Source organism: Maribacter halichondriae (assembly GCF_027474825.1).
In the GTDB taxonomy this organism is placed as follows: Bacteria; Bacteroidota; Bacteroidia; order Flavobacteriales; family Flavobacteriaceae; genus Meishania; species Meishania halichondriae.
The window spans coordinates 714,587-732,431 of the sequence record NZ_CP107030.1; the positions used below are offsets into that span (position 1 = coordinate 714,587).

Annotated in this window: 17 protein-coding genes and 2 pseudogenes; 17 read left to right on the forward strand and 2 right to left on the reverse strand. The window is 40.8% G+C overall.

All coding sequences use genetic code 11. From position 1 onward, the window contains the following. Nucleotides 1-53 precede the first annotated feature (53 nt). The 10 genes from N8A86_RS03230 (at nucleotide 54) to N8A86_RS03275 (ending at nucleotide 9,826) form a co-directional block, all read left to right on the forward strand. Nucleotides 54-1,151: a Gfo/Idh/MocA family protein gene (locus tag N8A86_RS03230; RefSeq protein WP_273567766.1), complete on the forward strand. Its 1,098-nt coding sequence runs from the start codon at nucleotides 54-56 to the stop codon at nucleotides 1,149-1,151. Between the two features lie 15 nt (nucleotides 1,152-1,166). Continuing rightward, nucleotides 1,167-1,508: a hypothetical protein gene (locus tag N8A86_RS03235; RefSeq protein WP_273567767.1), complete on the forward strand. Its 342-nt coding sequence runs from the start codon at nucleotides 1,167-1,169 to the stop codon at nucleotides 1,506-1,508. A 94-nt stretch (nucleotides 1,509-1,602) separates the two neighbouring features. Next, nucleotides 1,603-2,196 carry a hypothetical protein gene (locus tag N8A86_RS03240; RefSeq protein WP_273567768.1) on the forward strand — a complete coding sequence of 198 codons (594 nt, stop codon included), beginning with the start codon at nucleotides 1,603-1,605 and terminating at the stop codon, nucleotides 2,194-2,196. Nucleotides 2,197-2,248: 52 nt separating this feature from the next. Then, nucleotides 2,249-3,517, forward strand: a complete 1,269-nt coding sequence (locus N8A86_RS03245) for a sterol desaturase family protein (protein ID WP_273567769.1) — start codon at nucleotides 2,249-2,251, stop codon at nucleotides 3,515-3,517. A 239-nt stretch (nucleotides 3,518-3,756) separates the two neighbouring features. Further along, a complete protein-coding gene (locus N8A86_RS03250) occupies nucleotides 3,757-4,242 on the forward strand; it encodes an RDD family protein (protein ID WP_273567770.1) in 486 nt (161 codons plus the stop codon). Nucleotides 4,243-4,250: 8 nt separating this feature from the next. Next, a complete protein-coding gene (locus tag N8A86_RS03255; RefSeq protein WP_273567771.1) occupies nucleotides 4,251-4,679 on the forward strand; it encodes a hypothetical protein in 429 nt (142 codons plus the stop codon). A 51-nt stretch (nucleotides 4,680-4,730) separates the two neighbouring features. Next, nucleotides 4,731-5,492 (forward strand): creatininase family protein, encoded by a 762-nt coding sequence (locus tag N8A86_RS03260; RefSeq protein WP_273567772.1) that lies wholly within the window; start codon nucleotides 4,731-4,733, stop codon nucleotides 5,490-5,492. Nucleotides 5,493-5,602: 110 nt separating this feature from the next. Beyond that, nucleotides 5,603-6,478: a lipoyl synthase gene (gene lipA / locus N8A86_RS03265; protein WP_273567773.1), complete on the forward strand. Its 876-nt coding sequence runs from the start codon at nucleotides 5,603-5,605 to the stop codon at nucleotides 6,476-6,478. 118 nt (nucleotides 6,479-6,596) lie between these two features. Then, nucleotides 6,597-7,607, forward strand: a complete 1,011-nt coding sequence (gene gap, locus N8A86_RS03270) for a type I glyceraldehyde-3-phosphate dehydrogenase (protein WP_273567774.1) — start codon at nucleotides 6,597-6,599, stop codon at nucleotides 7,605-7,607. After that, complete coding sequence (locus N8A86_RS03275) at nucleotides 7,604-9,826, forward strand: tetratricopeptide repeat-containing hybrid sensor histidine kinase/response regulator (RefSeq protein ID WP_337251729.1); 2,223 nt, start codon at nucleotides 7,604-7,606, stop codon at nucleotides 9,824-9,826. The genes gap and N8A86_RS03275 overlap by 4 nt, the downstream gene beginning before the upstream one ends. On the opposite strand, the gene lpxK is transcribed toward N8A86_RS03275, so the two are convergent. Then, a complete protein-coding gene (gene lpxK, locus N8A86_RS03280; RefSeq protein ID WP_273567775.1) occupies nucleotides 9,807-10,829 on the reverse strand; it encodes a tetraacyldisaccharide 4'-kinase in 1,023 nt (340 codons plus the stop codon). The two genes, N8A86_RS03275 and lpxK, sit on opposite strands and share 20 nt — an antisense overlap. A gap of 11 nt (nucleotides 10,830-10,840) precedes the next feature. Here lpxK and N8A86_RS03285 point away from each other — a divergent pair, with 11 nt between their 5' ends. The 3 genes from N8A86_RS03285 (at nucleotide 10,841) to N8A86_RS03295 (ending at nucleotide 13,220) form a co-directional block, all read left to right on the forward strand. After that, nucleotides 10,841-11,935 carry a Nif3-like dinuclear metal center hexameric protein gene (locus N8A86_RS03285; protein WP_273567776.1) on the forward strand — a complete coding sequence of 365 codons (1,095 nt, stop codon included), beginning with the start codon at nucleotides 10,841-10,843 and terminating at the stop codon, nucleotides 11,933-11,935. Nucleotides 11,936-11,937: 2 nt separating this feature from the next. Next, nucleotides 11,938-12,717 (forward strand): zinc ribbon domain-containing protein, encoded by a 780-nt coding sequence (locus N8A86_RS03290; protein ID WP_273567777.1) that lies wholly within the window; start codon nucleotides 11,938-11,940, stop codon nucleotides 12,715-12,717. A 68-nt stretch (nucleotides 12,718-12,785) separates the two neighbouring features. Then, the gene (locus N8A86_RS03295; RefSeq protein ID WP_273567778.1) at nucleotides 12,786-13,220 is read left to right on the forward strand and encodes a DUF4174 domain-containing protein; all 435 of its coding nucleotides are present in this window, start codon (nucleotides 12,786-12,788) and stop codon (nucleotides 13,218-13,220) included. 1 nt (nucleotide 13,221) lies between these two features. On the opposite strand, the gene N8A86_RS03300 is transcribed toward N8A86_RS03295, so the two are convergent. Further along, the gene (locus N8A86_RS03300; RefSeq protein WP_273567779.1) at nucleotides 13,222-14,562 is read right to left on the reverse strand and encodes an FAD-dependent oxidoreductase; all 1,341 of its coding nucleotides are present in this window, start codon (nucleotides 14,560-14,562) and stop codon (nucleotides 13,222-13,224) included. A 142-nt stretch (nucleotides 14,563-14,704) separates the two neighbouring features. On the opposite strand from N8A86_RS03300, the gene N8A86_RS03305 reads away from it, so the two are divergent. The 4 genes and pseudogenes from N8A86_RS03305 (at nucleotide 14,705) to N8A86_RS03320 (ending at nucleotide 17,777) form a co-directional block, all read left to right on the forward strand. After that, on the forward strand, nucleotides 14,705-14,845 hold the full coding sequence (locus tag N8A86_RS03305) for a DUF2256 domain-containing protein (protein ID WP_273567780.1): 141 nt from the start codon (nucleotides 14,705-14,707) through the stop codon (nucleotides 14,843-14,845). 19 nt (nucleotides 14,846-14,864) lie between these two features. Further along, nucleotides 14,865-15,841, forward strand: a pseudogene (locus tag N8A86_RS03310) (deoxyribodipyrimidine photo-lyase). Next, nucleotides 15,805-16,158, forward strand: a complete 354-nt coding sequence (locus tag N8A86_RS03315) for an FAD-binding domain-containing protein (protein WP_273567781.1) — start codon at nucleotides 15,805-15,807, stop codon at nucleotides 16,156-16,158. The pseudogene N8A86_RS03310 and the gene N8A86_RS03315 overlap by 37 nt, the downstream one beginning before the upstream one ends. 87 nt (nucleotides 16,159-16,245) lie before the next feature. Then, nucleotides 16,246-17,777, forward strand: a pseudogene (locus N8A86_RS03320) (cryptochrome/photolyase family protein). The last annotated feature ends 68 nt before the right edge of the window (nucleotides 17,778-17,845 follow it).

Below are 17,845 nucleotides of genomic sequence, written 5' to 3' on the forward strand. Positions count from 1 at the left end.
CTAATATTGGTCGTTTCCATTCATTCCCTATCTTTAGAGAAAGCTAAACCAAAATGAAAAATATTCTGTCCATTATAATTATACTTTCCACAATGCAAATGTCCGCCCAACAAGAACCATTAAAAGTAGGGGTTGCAGGTCTAACACATGGTCATGTAAACTGGGTTTTTAGTGCAGAAAAAAAAGGGGATATTGAAATTGTGGGTATTGCAGAGCCAAATCGTGAATTGGCCGAACGCTACATAAAAGAACATGGCCTTTCCATGGATTTAGTCTACGATACTTTGGATGAAATGTTGGAAGCCAAAAAACCCGAAGCCGTGACCGCTTTTGGTTCGATTTACGAGCATTTAGCCGTGGTCGAAGCTTCCGCTCCAAGAGGAATACACGTTATGGTAGAAAAACCTTTGGCGGTCAGCGTCGAACATGCACAAAAAATGGAGGCCCTGGCTAAAGAACACAACATCCATTTGCTAACGAATTATGAAACGACCTGGTACCCTACCAATCACAAAGCCTATGAACTTTTGCAAGAAGGCACAATTGGAGAGGTTCGAAAAGTAATCGTGCGCGACGGACATAAAGGCCCAAAAAAAATCGGAGTAAGTAATGAGTTTTTTGAATGGTTGACCGACCCGGTCCAAAACGGCGGAGGGGCAATCATCGATTTTGGTTGCTATGGCGCCAATCTGCTCACTTGGCTCCACGAAGGAAAAAGGCCCAATTCCGTTACTGCAGTTACCCAAAAATTACAACCGGAAAACAATCCCGATGTAGATGATGACTGCACGATACTTTTATCCTACGATACGAGCACGGCCATTTTGGAACCTAGCTGGAACTGGCCTATTGGCAGAAAAGATATGGAAATCTACGGAGAGACCGGAGTCGTATACGCCGACAACCGTCACGATTTACGAGTTCGTATTTCCGAAGGATATGATGGGTTCAATGAAGAATCCTCAAAATTAGAGGAGCGTACAGCACCTTTTAACGACCCTTTTCTGCTTTTGACTGCCGTTATTCGCAATGAGATAGAACTTCCTGCAAACGACCTATCCTCATTGGAAAATAATATGATCGTAGTCGAAATTCTTGAAGCTGCTAGGGAAAGTGCCAAAACGGGAAAAACGGTAGTTTTGAAAAAATGATGTAAAGAAAAAGTTATGGGCAAAACCAATTCTCTTTGGTCGAAAAGACTTGAAATATATGACCAGCTAGTAGCCAAATGTCCACGATTAGATAGAAAAGGAAAAACCATGCCCTACACCTCGGCAAATGGCTATATGTTTTCGCTTTTGAACAAAGATGCCGAACTGGGTATTCGTTTTTCCAAAGAAATACAGAAAAAGTATATCGAAGAATGGCCAACCACTCTATATAAATCGTACGGCGCGGTCATGAAGGGCTATGTGCTTATTCCTGAAAAAATGCTGGAAGATTTAGATACTTTGGCTTCCTATCTCAATGAGAGTTATGACTATGTCATGTCACTTGAACCAAAATAGAACCATTTATTCCTTTTTTATAAATTAACGGAAGTAGCAATTTTCTATAGAAGATTTCTCTCAGGATGATTATATTTATAGGAAATACTTAATTATGAAAAATATACTGTTATTCGGTACGTTCATTTGTTTGTTTTCCTGTACCGCACAAGAGAAAAAACCGGAAATACTCCCGGCAGAAATACAGATCAAAACAGCCACCTTACCAGCGCCCGAAGAAGATAAAGAAGGTGCCATGGTCTATGGTTATGATCGGCAAGGTGAATTAGTGGTCCTTCGCGAAGGCAACAATAATTTGGTTTGTGTCGGTGACGATCCGAACAAAGAGGGCATTAGCGTTGCTTGCTATTCCAAAGAACTGGAACCTTTTATGAAACGTGGCCGTGAACTCACCGCCGAAGGAAAAGACACCAAAGAAAAACGTGAAATACAAGGTGCGGAAGTCGCAGCAGGCAAATGGCAAATGCCCATAGTGCCCAGCATGATGTATGTTTACTATGGAAACGATGCGGCCTATAATAAGGCAACCGGTGAACTTGGCGGCGGCCAATACCGTTATGTAATATACACTCCTTTCGCGACCGCAAAAACTACGGGATTGCCCACCAAACCCCACGAAAAAGGTATGCCATGGTTGATGGATCCCGGTACATTTCGGGCGCATATCATGGTCGGACCTTTCAATTAAGACCGACTAAAAAACTTGTTGATTCCCTATCTTTGGGAAAAGTCGATTAGCAATGGAATCGTACGCACAGGCACTTTTATATGCCATTCCTTTTTTTATGGTGCTTTTGGCCATAGAACTATCTTACGGATTTTTCGTAAAAGACCAAAAACATAAGGTCATGGATTCGGTTTCCAGTATAAGTTCCGGATTTACCAATATCGTCAAGGATACATTGGGATTGGGTATCATATTGATTTCCTATCCGTTTCTACTGGAACACTTAGCGCTGACCGAAATCGAATCCACTTGGTTGGTCTGGGTCATTGCCTTTATCGCAATAGATTTCGCCTCTTACTGGAACCATCGATTGAACCACAAAGTGAATGTCTTTTGGAACCAACATGTCATTCATCATAGTAGTGAAGAGTTTAATCTGGCCTGTGCGCTACGGCAACCCATCTCCAATATTTTCGGATATTTCGCTTTATTGCTAATTCCCGCAGCCGTCTTGGGAGTATCTAACGAGATAATCGCCGTACTTGCACCCGTTCATTTATTTGCCCAGTTTTGGTACCACACCCAACATATCGGAAAGTTGGGCTGGTTGGAATATATTATCGTAACACCCTCACAACATCGAGTTCATCATGCCATAAATCCGGAATACATCGATAAGAATCTGGCCGCCATATTCTGCGTGTGGGACCGCTGGTTCGGTACCTTTCAAGAAGAACTTGATGATGTACCTCCGCAGTACGGGGTATTGAAACCTGCCGCAACGTGGAATCCCATCCATATTAATTTCCAGCATCTTTGGCGATTGGTGCAAGATGCATGGCGCACGAAAAGTTTAAAGGACAAATTACGAATCTGGTTTATGCCTACAGGTTGGCGACCGGCCGATGTCAAAGAAAAATATCCGGTATCCATTATCGAAGATGTGTATGGTTTTGAACGTTATAAAACACCATCGTCAAAAGTGTTCGACCTTTACGTTATTTTTCAACTTTTGGCCTCGGTTGGTTTATTGTGGTTTATGTTCTTCAATTATTCGAATATTGGGATTGATGGGCTCCTACTATTCGGAGCTTTCGTTTTTGTCGGAATTTATGGTTATACAAGTCTCATGGATAGAAAAAAATATGCCGTCTGGATCGAATTGTTGCGCGGAATACTTGGCATCGGCCTTATAGTAGCCAGTGGAGACTGGTTCGGAATCAATAGCTACCTATCTTGGGGAAGTTGGTTGATACTAGGTTACTTCCTGATTACCGGCATTGCGGCTTTATATTTTACCTTCCTCGAAAAATCTTCCGAGCGCACCAAAATTGCACTTTAGGATTCATTCCTTTGTACAGATTTATGCACTTCATCGAATAACACGCTTCGCAACACGCAGTTGGTCGAATAATTATATACTAATCCATTTGATTTCGTTCTGTAGAGGTTAACCCCCACAACCTCATCTATGACACGGCAAGAGCATCTAAAGTTCTGTACGGTCTGTACCCATCAGAAAAAGATCTTGACCTCGGGATCGTTTGTAGCTATAGCGGTGACGTCGCAAGTTTTGTGGATTTGTGCGAGTCTTTTGAAGAAGATGCGATGCTGCGCATGAAATTGGATGAACAAAATGCCATGATTGCCTTACAGGTAAAACTAGCGGGTCAAGGTAAGCGATTGGCCAATTTTCTCATCGACCAGCTCTTTCTAATCGGATTGGCAATGATCATCGGTTCTATTATCGGAGGGGTTTTGATTTACTTTTTTCCCTCACATCTTTACTTGCTCGACGAAGAAAACCGCTTTAGAGATTACATGCTTGGTTTTATTATAGGTCTTATTTACTACAGTTTTTTTGAAGGATTTACGGGCCGTTCACTCGGCAAATTTTTCACAAAGACCAAAGTGATTACCGAAGATGGCAAAAAACCCAATTTTGGTACTATTTTCGTACGATCACTCTGCAGACATATCCCTTTTAACCATTTTTCCTTTTTAGGGCATGATGCTATCGGTTGGCACGATAAATTCTCAAAAACCAGAGTAGTAGAAATTGATTGAAAATACGTATGACGACCTTAAAAATTACCTTCATAGTGCTATTCGGACTCCTGATTGCCATGCATTCCGATACCGATGTTAAAAATGCAGAATCTCTTATCGGAACACATAAGTTCGGGATACAGTTTATTTATGATGGCTATGGTACTGCCGAAATCTCCGAAGTGGACGGAGAACTTTACATCAAGGGTTCACAATATTCCGAGGATAAGGAGGAATATGTCTTACTAGAAGGGAAGATCACGGTTATCGATGAGCGCAACTTCACCGTTGATGGTGACTTGAAACTTTTTACGGAGGGCTGTTGCGGACTCTTGGACCGAAAAGTTACCTATACCTTTCGCAAAACGGGAAACCGAAAATACTATCGTCTCAAAGAACGTGATGATCTTTGCAGCCCATATACCTGCGCCTATTATCTCGATATTTTCGAGTAGCCCTTGTAGTGTCGAAAGAGGTTCTTAAGTTTGTGTTTTAAACACCGCGCCATGAGACCTTACATTCTTGCCGAGACCAATTGGAAAGCCTTAAAAGATGCTAAATTCGAACTAGCTGTGCTACCTTGGGGGGCCACCGAAGCACATAACTATCACCTACCCTACGCCACAGATAACATTCAAGCTGATCATATGACGGCCGAGTCGGCACGATTGGCTTGGGAAAAAGGTGCAAAAGTAATTGTGCTTCCGACCATTCCATTCGGCGTAAATACAGGCCAATCGGATATTTATCTGGACATCAACCTCAACCCAAGCACCCAATTACAGATACTCACCGATATCGTTGAGGTCTTGAATCGTCAGGAAGTCTATAAACTATTGATCTTCAATGGCCACGGAGGTAATGACTTTAAACCCATGGTTCGTGAATTAGGGCTGAAATTTCCAAAAATGTTCATCAGTATGATGACATTTATCCATACGGTTGACAAATATGAATACTTTGAGGAAAAAGGAGATCATGCCGACGAGATGGAAACTAGTATGATGCTCCATTTACAGCCTGAACTCGTTCTGCCAAGGGATACATGGGGAGATGGAAGTGTAAAAAAGTATAAGATAAATGCCATTAAAGACGGTTGGGCCTGGGCTGAACGCAAATGGTCACAGGTCAGTGAAGATACAGGAGTCGGAAATCCGCATAAGGCCACAAAAGAAAAAGGGGAACGCTATTTTACTGATGTCACGAGCAAAACTGCTGATTTCATGGTAGATCTTTGTAAGGCCGACCTTAAGGATCTATATGAATAAAATGATTCTGAGGGTTCAGTTAAACCTGTAAACATTGTGCATCCAGCGTCCAGCATTCAACCTCCCACATCCTTCAAATACTTCGTATATTTGTAGTTCAAAAATCAGCTATGAACGTAGAGACTGCAGAACATGTGATTCCACCAAAGGGGAAGCCCAAATGGCTCAGGGTGAAACTTCCTACAGGAAAAAAATATACACAGCTTAGAGGCCTTGTCGAAAAATACGACCTACATACCATTTGTACCTCCGGTAGTTGCCCGAATATGGGAGAATGTTGGGGAGAAGGTACTGCGACCTTTATGATTTTAGGAAATATTTGTACACGCTCTTGTGGTTTTTGTGGAGTCAAGACCGGAAGACCCGAAGACGTGGATTGGGCCGAGCCCGAAAAAGTGGCACGTTCGATAAAGATTATGAATATCAAACATGCGGTGCTCACTTCCGTGGATCGTGATGATTTAAAGGATATGGGGTCGATTATTTGGGCGGAGACGGTAAAAGCAGTTCGCAGAATGAATCCCGAAACAACTTTAGAAACCTTGATTCCTGATTTTCAAGGGATTGAACGCCATTTGGATAGAATCATAGAAGTTGCACCTGAAGTGGTCTCTCATAATATGGAGACCGTAAAACGCTTGACCCGCGAAGTGCGCATACAGGCCAAATACGAAAGAAGTCTTGAAGTGCTGAGATATTTGAGGGCCAGTGGAGTGAACCGTACCAAATCTGGAATCATGTTGGGGCTTGGCGAATTGGAAGAAGAGGTCATCCAGACCATGGAAGATCTGCGAAACGTAAATGTCGATGTGGTTACGATCGGACAATACCTTCAACCTACGAAGAAACACCTTCCGGTAAAGGAGTTCATCTTACCCGAGCAATTCAAAAAATATGAGGAAATAGGCCTCGAAATGGGATTTAGACATGTGGAAAGCGGAGCATTGGTGAGATCCTCTTACAAAGCGCACAAGCATATTAACTAACGTCATTGCGAGCGGCAGCGAAGCAATCTGTTAAACCTTTATTAACATTTTCCACGGATTGCTTCGCTTTGCTCTCCATGGTTTAGAACTCCAGTAAAACTCCCTTTTTGAATCTTAAATGAAAACAACCAACATAGGCATTAACGGATTCGGGCGAATAGGCAGAACGCTTTTCAGGCTGTTAAACGATCATCCGCATATCAAAGTGGTCGCCATAAACGATCTTGCCGATGCGAGAACCCTTTCACACCTCTTAAAATACGACAGTATCCATGGTGTTTTTCAAAAGGAAGTTGGATATAATGACAATGCAATCCTTGTAGATGACCAAGAAATCGCACTAACTAACGATACCTTTCCAAAACAAATTGATTGGTCGGCGCACCAGGTGGATATTGTTGTAGAATGCACCGGCAAATTCAAGACCGAAGAAATTCTTAAGCTACATCTCAAAAATGGGGCAAAAAAAGTGATTTTATCGGTTCCTCCCGTTGATGACTCTATCAAAATGGTCGTTTTCGGAATCAATGAGTCCATATTGACCGAAAATGACAATATTATCTCTAACGCTTCTTGTACCACGAACAATGCGGCCCCAATGATTAAGGTCATTGATGACCTTTGTGGTATTGAACAAGCCTATATCACTACGATTCATTCTTATACCTCCGACCAAAGCCTACATGATCAACCACATCACGATCTTAGAAGGGCAAGGGCAGCCGGGCAGTCCATTGTACCTACAACTACGGGAGCGGCCAAAGCTCTTACGAAGATTTTTCCCGAACTCTCTGATGTCATTGGCGGTTGCGGTATTCGTGTACCCGTACCCAATGGGTCTTTGACAGATATTACCTTTAATGTAAAGCGCCAAACCACCATTCAGGAAATCAACGATACTTTCGAGCGAATTTCCCATAATGAACTAAAAAACATACTTTTATATACGAAAGATCCTATAGTGAGCGTGGATATAAACAATAGTTGCCACTCTTGTACGTTTGATTCACAGATGACATCTGTAATTGGTAAAATGGTCAAAATTATAGGATGGTACGATAACGAAACAGGTTACAGTAGTAGAATTATAGATTTGATCGATTTATTGATAAACAAACGATACGTTTGATATTTAAGTTTACACATAACAATAATGCACTTCGCCTTTGGGTGTTGACTTCACTTTTTCTGATGCTCAACGTTCATGCCCAGCAAATTGATTCGTTTCAGAACGACATTCAGCCCTACTTTGAGCGCGCACTACGCTATCAAAACAAAAATCAAATCGATTTGGCCTTGGAAACCTTGGACAAGGCTTCTGAAATTGCCGAGAAAGAACAAAATGAAAAGGCGTTGATCGATAGCTATCACAAGTTCGCCCTACTTTATTTACAATTGGGTAAGGACGAAAATTCTACCTTCTATTCGGATAGGGCGAAGGGGATGTTGGAAGATATTGAATATCCGTACGGTGATGCCATGCAGAAATATATCGAAGCCGTTAGGCTCTATGGTGAGGGCAATAATTTTCGCGCCATTTATGCACTCGAAGAAGCAAAGCAATTAAGTAACGATCGCAACTTTTTCAATAACATTTTATTGACGGAAGGCAATATTTACCTAAATCTTGGAAAATATGAGGCTGCGTTGAAAAATTTCAACTCTTTGGTCATCAATACCGATATTCAAGAAAGAGCATATTTGGCGACCAAGGCCCATTTAGGGCTGTCGAAACTTCATTTTGCCAACGAAAACCCTGAGCAGAGCATAACGGATGGAGAAGCCGCCCTAAAATTGGCGTTGGCAAATGAGTTCCATAGAGAAATACTGGATGCCAACGATCAATTGGCTAAAACATATGAGAAAACCGGACAGTTCGACAAAGCGCTTATTAACACTCGAAACCTAATCCGGATCCGTGATTCTATTTTTACGATCGAAAAAATAAAAACCGAGGCAAAAACGGCTGATCGAATTCAAATAGAAAATATGGGCGATGAAATCAATCGACAAGACGAACGTCTGGAAGAATTGAGTGAGTCTGAAAACCGTGCTGAAATTACCGCCATCTTAACCTCTGCATTCTTGACCATAATTTCGCTATTGGCTGTTTCGCTCTATCGAAACAACCAGATAAAATTGAAGACCAACGATCTATTACAAACAAAAAACAGTGAGTTACAAACCGCTAGGGATGCTGCCGTGAGTGCCATGGAGGCAAAAACGAATTTCTTGTCCACGGTAAGCCATGAATTGCGAACTCCGCTGTATGCCGTTACCGGACTCACACATTTGCTGTTGGAAGAAAATCCGAGTGAGAACCAAAAAGAACATCTCAAAGCCTTAAAATTTTCAGGTGATTATTTATTGAATTTTATCAATGACATCCTTCAGATCAATAAAATCGATGCGAACAAGTTAGAACCATTGAACATCGAGTTCAACCTTAAGAAGGTGCTCAAAGAGGTCATCGATTCACTTCAACAAAGTGCAAAGGCCAACAAGACCAAAATCGTAATGGAATATGATGAGGAAATTCCTTCTCACCTGATGAGCGATCCGCTGAAGCTTTCCCAAATATTCATGAACCTTGTCGGAAATGCCTTAAAATTTACCAAAAACGGTGAGGTTAAGGTTATTGCGCGACTTTTGAACAAAGTAGAAGAGGATGTTACTTTGTATTTTGAAGTGGCTGATAACGGTATCGGAATTTCTAAGGAACAACAGGAAAATATTTTTGAGGGATTTGAGCAGGGATCTATTCAGATCAACAGGGAATATGGTGGTACCGGCCTAGGGTTGACCATTGTAAAAAGCCTGTTAGGCCTCTTTGACAGTAAGATACAATTGGAAAGCGAAATAGGCGAAGGAAGTTCTTTTTTCTTTGAATTGAAGCTAAAAAGCAAGGATAGCGTTATCGATGATATTCCATTCGAGATAACGGAGACCGAGTATGATTTTAAAGGTCTTCACTTGATGATCGTTGAGGATAATAAGATCAATCAGGTCATCACCAAGAAAATGTTGACCAAAAAGGATATCACAAGTGACATTGCCAGCAACGGAACAGAAGCCATAGAACTTGCCCAAAACAACAATTACGACGCTATCTTAATGGATATCCATATGCCCGGAATTAGTGGTGAAGAGGCTACCATTGAAATTAGAAAGTTCGATCAAAAAACACCTATTATCGCCCTGACCGCAATATCGTTGGATGATAGTTTGGAAAGTTTTTATGCCGCAGGTTGTAACGATGTAGTCACAAAACCCTTCAAACCTGAAGTTTTCTATCAAAAAATCGGGGAGAATATTTTTGATAAAAAAGTTACCGGCGCTGCTTCATAAAGCCGTTCAGATTTTTAATCAGGTCTTGTTCACCTTCTCCCAAAAAGGCGTGTTTCACCCCAATAAAACTTAAATTAGAAACTTTGCCTTGTAATCGAACATAGTCTTTTTCGGTGGTCAAAACGTGTTCTTTGCCCTTTAATATTTGTATTTCCTCTTCTGTGAAGAAATGATGATCGCTGAAGCGTAAATGCTCAAAATCCAATCCTTCCGCTTTTAAAAAAGAAACTAAGGGACTCGAATCTGCAATACCCGTCACCAGAGTGAATCTTTTGTTCAACATAGCGTCAAGAGGCGATTTATCGTAAACTAAATAACTGAAGATTACTTTTTGATGTGATTGTGGTTTCAGCTTTTTAAGAATCGATTGACGCTCATTTTCGGAAAGACTAGGCGGACATTTTGTGACAATAATGAAATCAGCCCGTTTGGCTTCCTGCTTACTATCCCGAAGGTTTCCCGTCGGTAAATACCAATCATCTGAATACAAATTATTAAAGGATGTCAATAATATGGAACAGATAGGTTTGACTTTGCGATGTTGAAAGGCATCATCCAAAAGAATGAGATCCGGTTTTACTTTTTCCTGTAAAATTGAGATTCCGTTTCTTCTGTTGGCATCGACTGCAACTATTACTTCCGGGGATTTTGAATGAATTTGATACGGTTCATCGCCCAATTCTTCGACCGTACTCTCTGTAGATGCGAGAGCAAAACCCTTTGACTTCCTTTTGTAACCTCTGCTTAAAACCGCCACTTTGTAATCCTCTTTTAAAAAAGAAATCAGAAATTCCACCATCGGTGTTTTTCCAGTTCCGCCCACGCTTAAATTACCAATACAGATAATGGGAGTATCAAAAGATCTTGATTTGAACAAACCAATATTGTAAAGGTAATTCCTGACTAAGACTACCAAACCATAAATCAGGGAAATGGGAAACGCTATTTTTCGAAGGAGTTGCACAGCGACGAAAATATAATATTTTATCTTTGAAGGACGCATAAACCTCCAAAATGACCATAAAAGAAGTTACCGATATACTCGAAGAGCTGGCACCATTGGCCTATGCCGAAGATTTTGACAACGTGGGTCTTTTGGTCGGCGATAAAGATGCTGAAGTATCAGGAATATTGGTAACCCTCGACACGTTAGAAAATGTGGTGGACGAGGCATTGTCTAAAAACTGTAATCTTATTGTCAGTTTTCATCCCATCATTTTTTCGGGGCTTAAGAAACTAACGGGAGTGAATTATGTGCAACGAACCGTAATTAAGGCCATTCAAAACAATATCGCGATTTACAGCATGCATACCGCCTTGGATAATTCTTTTGAGGGTGTCAATGCAAAAATCTGTGAAATGCTGAATATCCAAAATCCCAAAATATTGATTCCCCAAAAAGGAACTATCAAAAAATTGACGACTTATGTTCCTGAAAAAGATGCTGAAAAACTTAAAAAAGCCCTGTTCGCAGCAGGTGCCGGCAACATAGGGAATTACAGTAATTGCAGTTTCACTTCCGAAGGGGTAGGTAGTTACAAAGCCGGTAAAAATGCCAATCCCCTAAAGGGCGAAATCGGCAAAACGCACTATGAAAAGGAAATACAGATCAATGTCACCTATTACAAAGCAAGTGAATCAAAGATAATGAATGCCATATTCAAGGCTCACCCCTATGAAGAGGTAGCCTACGAGATTTATACCTTGGACAATACAAATCAGCATATCGGCATGGGAATGATAGGCGAACTGGCAAAACCGATGGATACCAAGAAATTTCTGCAAGATGTAAAAGAAAAAATGAACGTTGCGGTTATCCGGCACTCCGAGTTATTAGAAAAAAAAGTCAAAAAAATAGCTATCTTGGGAGGCAGTGGAGCTTTTGCCATATCAGCTGCAAAGACCTCTGGGGCGGATGTTTTTATAACCGCCGATGTCAAATACCATCAATTCTACGAAGCTGAGAAAAAAATGGTGATCGCCGATATCGGACACTATGAAACAGAGCAGTTTACAAAAAATCTTTTAGTTGATTATCTTAAGAAAAAAATTCCTAATTTTGCAATCCGTTTATCGGGGAGTAAAACCAATCCCATCAAGTATTTATAAGTATGGCAAAAAAAGCAGAAGTTACCGTTGAAGAAAAATTAAGGGCATTATATGATTTGCAATTAATAGATTCAAGGGTCGACGAGATACGCAATGTACGCGGCGAACTCCCTTTGGAAGTTGAAGACCTAGAGGATGATGTATTGGGCCTAAAAACTAGGATGGACAAGTTGAAGACGGATCTTGAAACGATAAATTTTGAAATCGGAGCCAAAAAGAACCTGATCGACGAGGCGAAAGCTTTGATAAAAAAATATACTGAGCAGCAGAAAAATGTTCGCAATAGTCGTGAATTCAACTCTATCTCCAAAGAATTGGAATTTCAAGAATTGGAAATTCAACTGGCAGAGAAGAACATCAAAGAGTTCAAAGCTCAAATAGATCAAAAGAAAGAGGTTATTGCCGAGACGAAAGAACGATTATCGGAACGGGAAGAGCATCTGAAACACAAGAAGAGCGAATTGAACGCAATCTTGGCCGAAACTGAAAAAGAGGAAAAAGCATTATTGGCAAAATCTGAAAAGTTCCAGGAGCAAATTGAGGAGCGTTTGGTCAAAGCCTACAACCGGATTAGACATAATGTGAAAAATGGCTTGGCGGTCGTGCCCATTGAAAGAGGTGCTTCAGGAGGCTCTTTCTTCACCATACCACCTCAAGTTCAGGTCGAAATCGCTTCTCGCAAAAAAATAATTACCGACGAACATAGCGGACGTATTCTAGTAGATCCGGTTCTTGCCGAAGAAGAGCAGGAAAAAATGCATAAAATGTTCGCAAAAATTTAAGCAGACAGAACTAACTCAAAACGAAGACCATCCGTAACAAGATGGTTTTTTTATTTAATTTAGGGACAATGAAACTAAGAATCCCTTTATTGTTTTTATCATTGCCCATCTTATTCGCTCTTTCTAGTATGAACGCTCAGGGATTGGAAAGCTACCAGTGGAAAAATAGAATACTATTGCTCAAAGACGTCAAGAGCGATACCGATGCCGTCAAAGAACAACTTCAATTATTACGATCAGAAGATACCGGACTCACTGAAAGGGACTTAAAAATCTTCATCATTACCGAAAAAGTGTTAACGGGTGACGGAGAAGAAGCTCCCCTATCGGCAAGTGAAATCATCAAAAACTTCGACTTGCATGATTTTCAAGGAATCGTACTCATTGGAAAAGACGGAGGCCAGAAAATGAAAAAACCATTTGTATTAGCCCCGGAAGAAATCTTTGCCCTCATCGATGGCATGCCCATGCGAAGGTCCGAAATCAGAAAAAAGGGAGAGTAGATTACAGCAGCTCCAATATTTTCCGTTCTACCTGGTCGCTGTCCCATTTCTTTTCAATATCTGGAATTTGCATCACTTTTTGCATGATTTCCTCTTGCCTATCGCCTTCGGCCAATGCCTCGGCATATGGCCTTTCGGAAAAGGTGACACGCGAATAAACAGGTATCCATTTGTCTGGATATTTTGCGGCAAAACGTTTTTCTATTTTCTTTTGCAACAAAAATTTCGGATCTGCCGTTCTGCTACTCATTTCCAAGAAATTTCGATAACTCAGTTCGGCGATGGCGTCGGCATTTGGTTTTCGCGTTTGTTGGTATTCTTGAAAAATAGCCTCCCAATTATTCCCATGTTTGGTCATTAATTCGTTGAGTACAAAAATATCTTCGAACCCAGCATTCATTCCTTGGCCATAAAAGGGCACCACCGCATGTGCGGAATCTCCAACAAGGGCAACCTTGTCCCAATACGTCCAAGGGTAGCATTTCATGGTCACCATGGCACTGGTGGGGTTCTTAAAAAAGTCTTCGATAAGATTTTCGATATCCTTCCGTACATTCGGAAAATAAGTTTTAAAGAAGTCCTTTGCCTGTTCCTTAGTCTTGATACGCTCAAAAGAAACCTCCCCTTCAAAGGGCATGAATAAGGTGCAGGTAAAACTACCGTCAATGTTCGGCATGGCGATGAACATAAATCTTCCCCGCGGCCAAATATGAAAAGAGTTCTTATCCAGTTTATGGGTGCCGTCGGCATTTGGCGGAATGGTCAATTCCTTATAGCCAACATCGATAAAATCTTGCGAATAATCAAAACGGCTACGGCGTTGCATCTTATGGCGTACCCTTGAAAAAGCACCATCACAGCCAAAAACAATATCAAATTGATATTCTTGCCACTCGCTCTTTTCAGTTTCGCCGGTGTAAACCTTCGTCTCGGGAAGATTGACATCCCAGACCTTTTCCTCAAATTTAAAGACCACTCCCGCTTTCTCGGCCAAGTCGACCATTTTTCGATTTAAAACACCTCTCGAAATGGACCAAATGGCTTCGCCCTCCTTTCCATATTTTTGAAAATACATCGGCTCTCCGATAACATGCATGGCACGCTTATCCAACGGAATGGCAATTTTCTTGATTTCGTCTTCAACTCCGATTTCCCGTAAAGTCCGCCAACCCCTATTGCTCATCGCTAAATTTATCGATCGACCTGAAAAAGTAATCGTACGGATATCGGGCCGTCGATCAAAAACGGTAATGGAATGACCTTGTCTTCTCAAATAAATGGATAACAGGGATCCCACCAATCCTGATCCGATGACGGCAATGTTTTTGGGAGTTTGGTTCATTCTTTACGTAGCGGAATAGTGTTCTTGTCAAAAATACGGTTTTGCAGTTAAATGGAATGAAGATAAATTAAAATGCGAAAAAGCTTGAAGTACATGGCGCATCGATATATCTTGTAACCATATTAAGAGACTGTTTTGAAATATGTCGCATCGCAAACCTAACTTGCCCGTTAAAATATGTTCGACATGCCAGCGGCCTTTCGCTTGGCGAAAGAAATGGTCTAAAAGCTGGGGAGAAGTAAAATATTGTAGCGAAAAATGTCGCCGCAACAAATCGATATAAAGAAAATCCATAGTAACGAATGACGAATCTTGTTTGGTTCAGGAATGATCTAAGAATCAATGACAATACCTCATTGAACAAAGCGGCTCAAGGTGAAAGGGTGATTGCCGTCTATTTTTTTGATCCTAGGCAATTCGTAATAGGGGATTTTGGTTTTAGAAAAACCGAAAAATTTCGTGCCAGGTTTTTGATTGAAACCGTAGCGGAACTGAAAGCCAATTTGGAGAAACTCAATATAACTTTATTGGTTTTTCAAAAAAGCCAGAACAGCTACTTCCAGAACTGGTCAAGGAGCATCAAATCAAATCTATTTTTTCACAAAAAGAATGGACGCGGGATGAGAATTTTGTGCGTATAAACGTTTTGGAAAAAATTCCAGATGATGTAAAATTTGAAGAAACCTACGATCAATTTTTATTCCATCCAGAGGATATTCCATATGATGGGTTTGATAAAGTTCCCGAAGTATTTACCAACTTCAGGAAAAAATGCGAGAAGTATTGTGCTATAAGATTTTCCGTTGAAAGGCCTCAACCGCTATCTGAAAATAATCTAGTCGATGTAGTCACTCAAATTCCAACGCTGAAGGATTTGGGTCTGGAAGAATTCGAAAAGGACTCCCGCACCGCCTTTCCGTTTAAAGGTGGCGAACAGCAAGCCTTGAATAGAGTACAAGAGTATTTCTGGGAAACCAAAAAATTGGCCTATTATAAAAAGACCAGAAACGGATTAGTCGGTAAAGATTACAGTTCTAAACTATCCGCTTGTCTGGCAAATGGAAGTATTTCGGCCAGAACCATCTATTGGGAAATCAAACGCTTCGAAAAGGAAATAAAGAAAAATCAGGATACGTATTGGTTAATTTTCGAATTGATATGGCGTGATTACTTTAAATATGTTTCTTTAAAACATGGCAATAAAATTTTTCTTCAAGGAGGGATTTTGGACAATGACTACGATTGGAAAACTTCCGAGGAGGCGAAAAAAAGTGGATAGAAGGCACCACAAAAGAACCCTTCGTCAACGCCAACATGAAGGAAATCGCAAAAACAGGCTGGATGAGCAACCGCGGACGCCAAAATGTAGCCAGCTTTTGGGCCAAGGAACTCGAGCAAGATTGGCGCATCGGAGCCGCCTATTTTGAAAGCCTGCTCATCGATTATGACGTTCACAGCAATTGGGGCAACTGGATGTACCAAAGCGGCGTAGGCAATGACCCACGGGATAGAAATTTCAATATTAAACGACAGGCCGAAATGTATGATGCCAATGGTAAGTTTCAAAACTTGTGGTTGCAAGAAACGTTGTTTTAAATATAAATTCAAACACGATTTTCCGTCTTAAAGGCAATCTACCAAGAACCTAAAACTTGAAACAATAGAAACTTAAAACCAAAACAATTGAGAACCTTACGATTACTTCTTGGCGACCAACTCAACCAAAAACATTCTTGGTTTGACGATGTTAACGACGATGTTACCTACCTCATGGCCGAAATGCGGCAAGAGACCGATTATGTAAAACATCATATTCAAAAGGTAGTCGCATTTTTCCTTTCCATGCGGAATTTCTCAGAAGAACTTTCCGAAAAGGGACATCGTTTTATTTATCTCAAAATCAACGATAAAGATAATCCGCAGGAGTTGGAAAAAATCATTAAAAAATATCTTGATGAAACCAAAGCCGAAAAATTCGAATACCAATTGCCGGATGAATATCGGTTGGACGAACAATTGAAATCCATCTGTAAAAACCTTTCCATAGGATCGGAAGCATTCGACAGTGAACATTTTTACACGACGCGTTACGAACTAAAGAATTTTTTCTCGGAAAAAAGCAATTGATCATGGAGAACTTCTACCGCATGATGCGCAAAAAACATGACATCATGATCGTCAACGGCCAACCCGATGGCGGTAAATGGAACTTCGACCAAAGTAATCGAAAAAAATGGACGGGAGAACCTGAAATTCCCCATGAACGGGGGTTTCGAAAAGATGTTACCCGAGCCTTGGAAGAAATCAAAGAGGCCGAGGTCAAAACTTTTGGCAATATAGAAGCCGAAAATTTCAATTGGCCAACCTCTCGAGGCGATTGTCTTTCTGTACTGAATTATTTTTGCGAAAATCTACTTATCCATTTTGGCGATTACCAAGATGCCTTGCATACGGAAGAAAAATATCTTTTTCATTCGCGCTTGTCGTTTGCGATGAACAGTAAAATACTTTCGCCCAAGGAAGTTATCGATAAGGTACTGGACCATTATTATGAAAACACAACTGAAATTGATATTTCCCAAATTGAGGGTTTTGTGCGCCAAATTTTAGGTTGGCGCGAATACATGCGCGGTATTTATTGGAAAGAAATGCCCGATTATGCAAACCTCAACGAGCTTGACAATCATAACAAACTCCCTGATTTTTTCTGGAGCGGCGATACCAAAATGAACTGCCTAGAACATGCCATCGGCCAAAGTTTGGACGATGCCTATGCACACCATATACAGCGCTTAATGGTTATTGGCAATTATGCGCTGTTGACACAAATCCACCCCGATGAAGTCGATGCTTGGTATCTGGGCGTTTATATCGATGCCATCGAATGGGTCGAAATTACCAATACCCGTGGTATGAGCCAATTTGCCGATGGAGGTGTCGTTGCTACCAAACCGTATGTGAGCAGCGCAAACTATATCAATAAAATGAGCAATTATTGTGGAGATTGCCATTATAGCCACACTAAAAAATTGGGCGAAAAAGCTTGTCCGTTCAATGCCTTATATTGGAATTTCTTGGATGAAAAACGGGAACATTTCAAAAACAACAACCGAATGGCCATGATGATGAGCCTTTTGGACAAAAAAGATAAAAAGGAACTGTCCGACCTAAAGGAACGTGCAAAAAAAGTTATCGAGCATCCGGATAAGTTTTAAACTTGAATTAATATTTATTTAACGATGTCGGATTATCCATACGATATCTTTAATCCGTAAATACAATG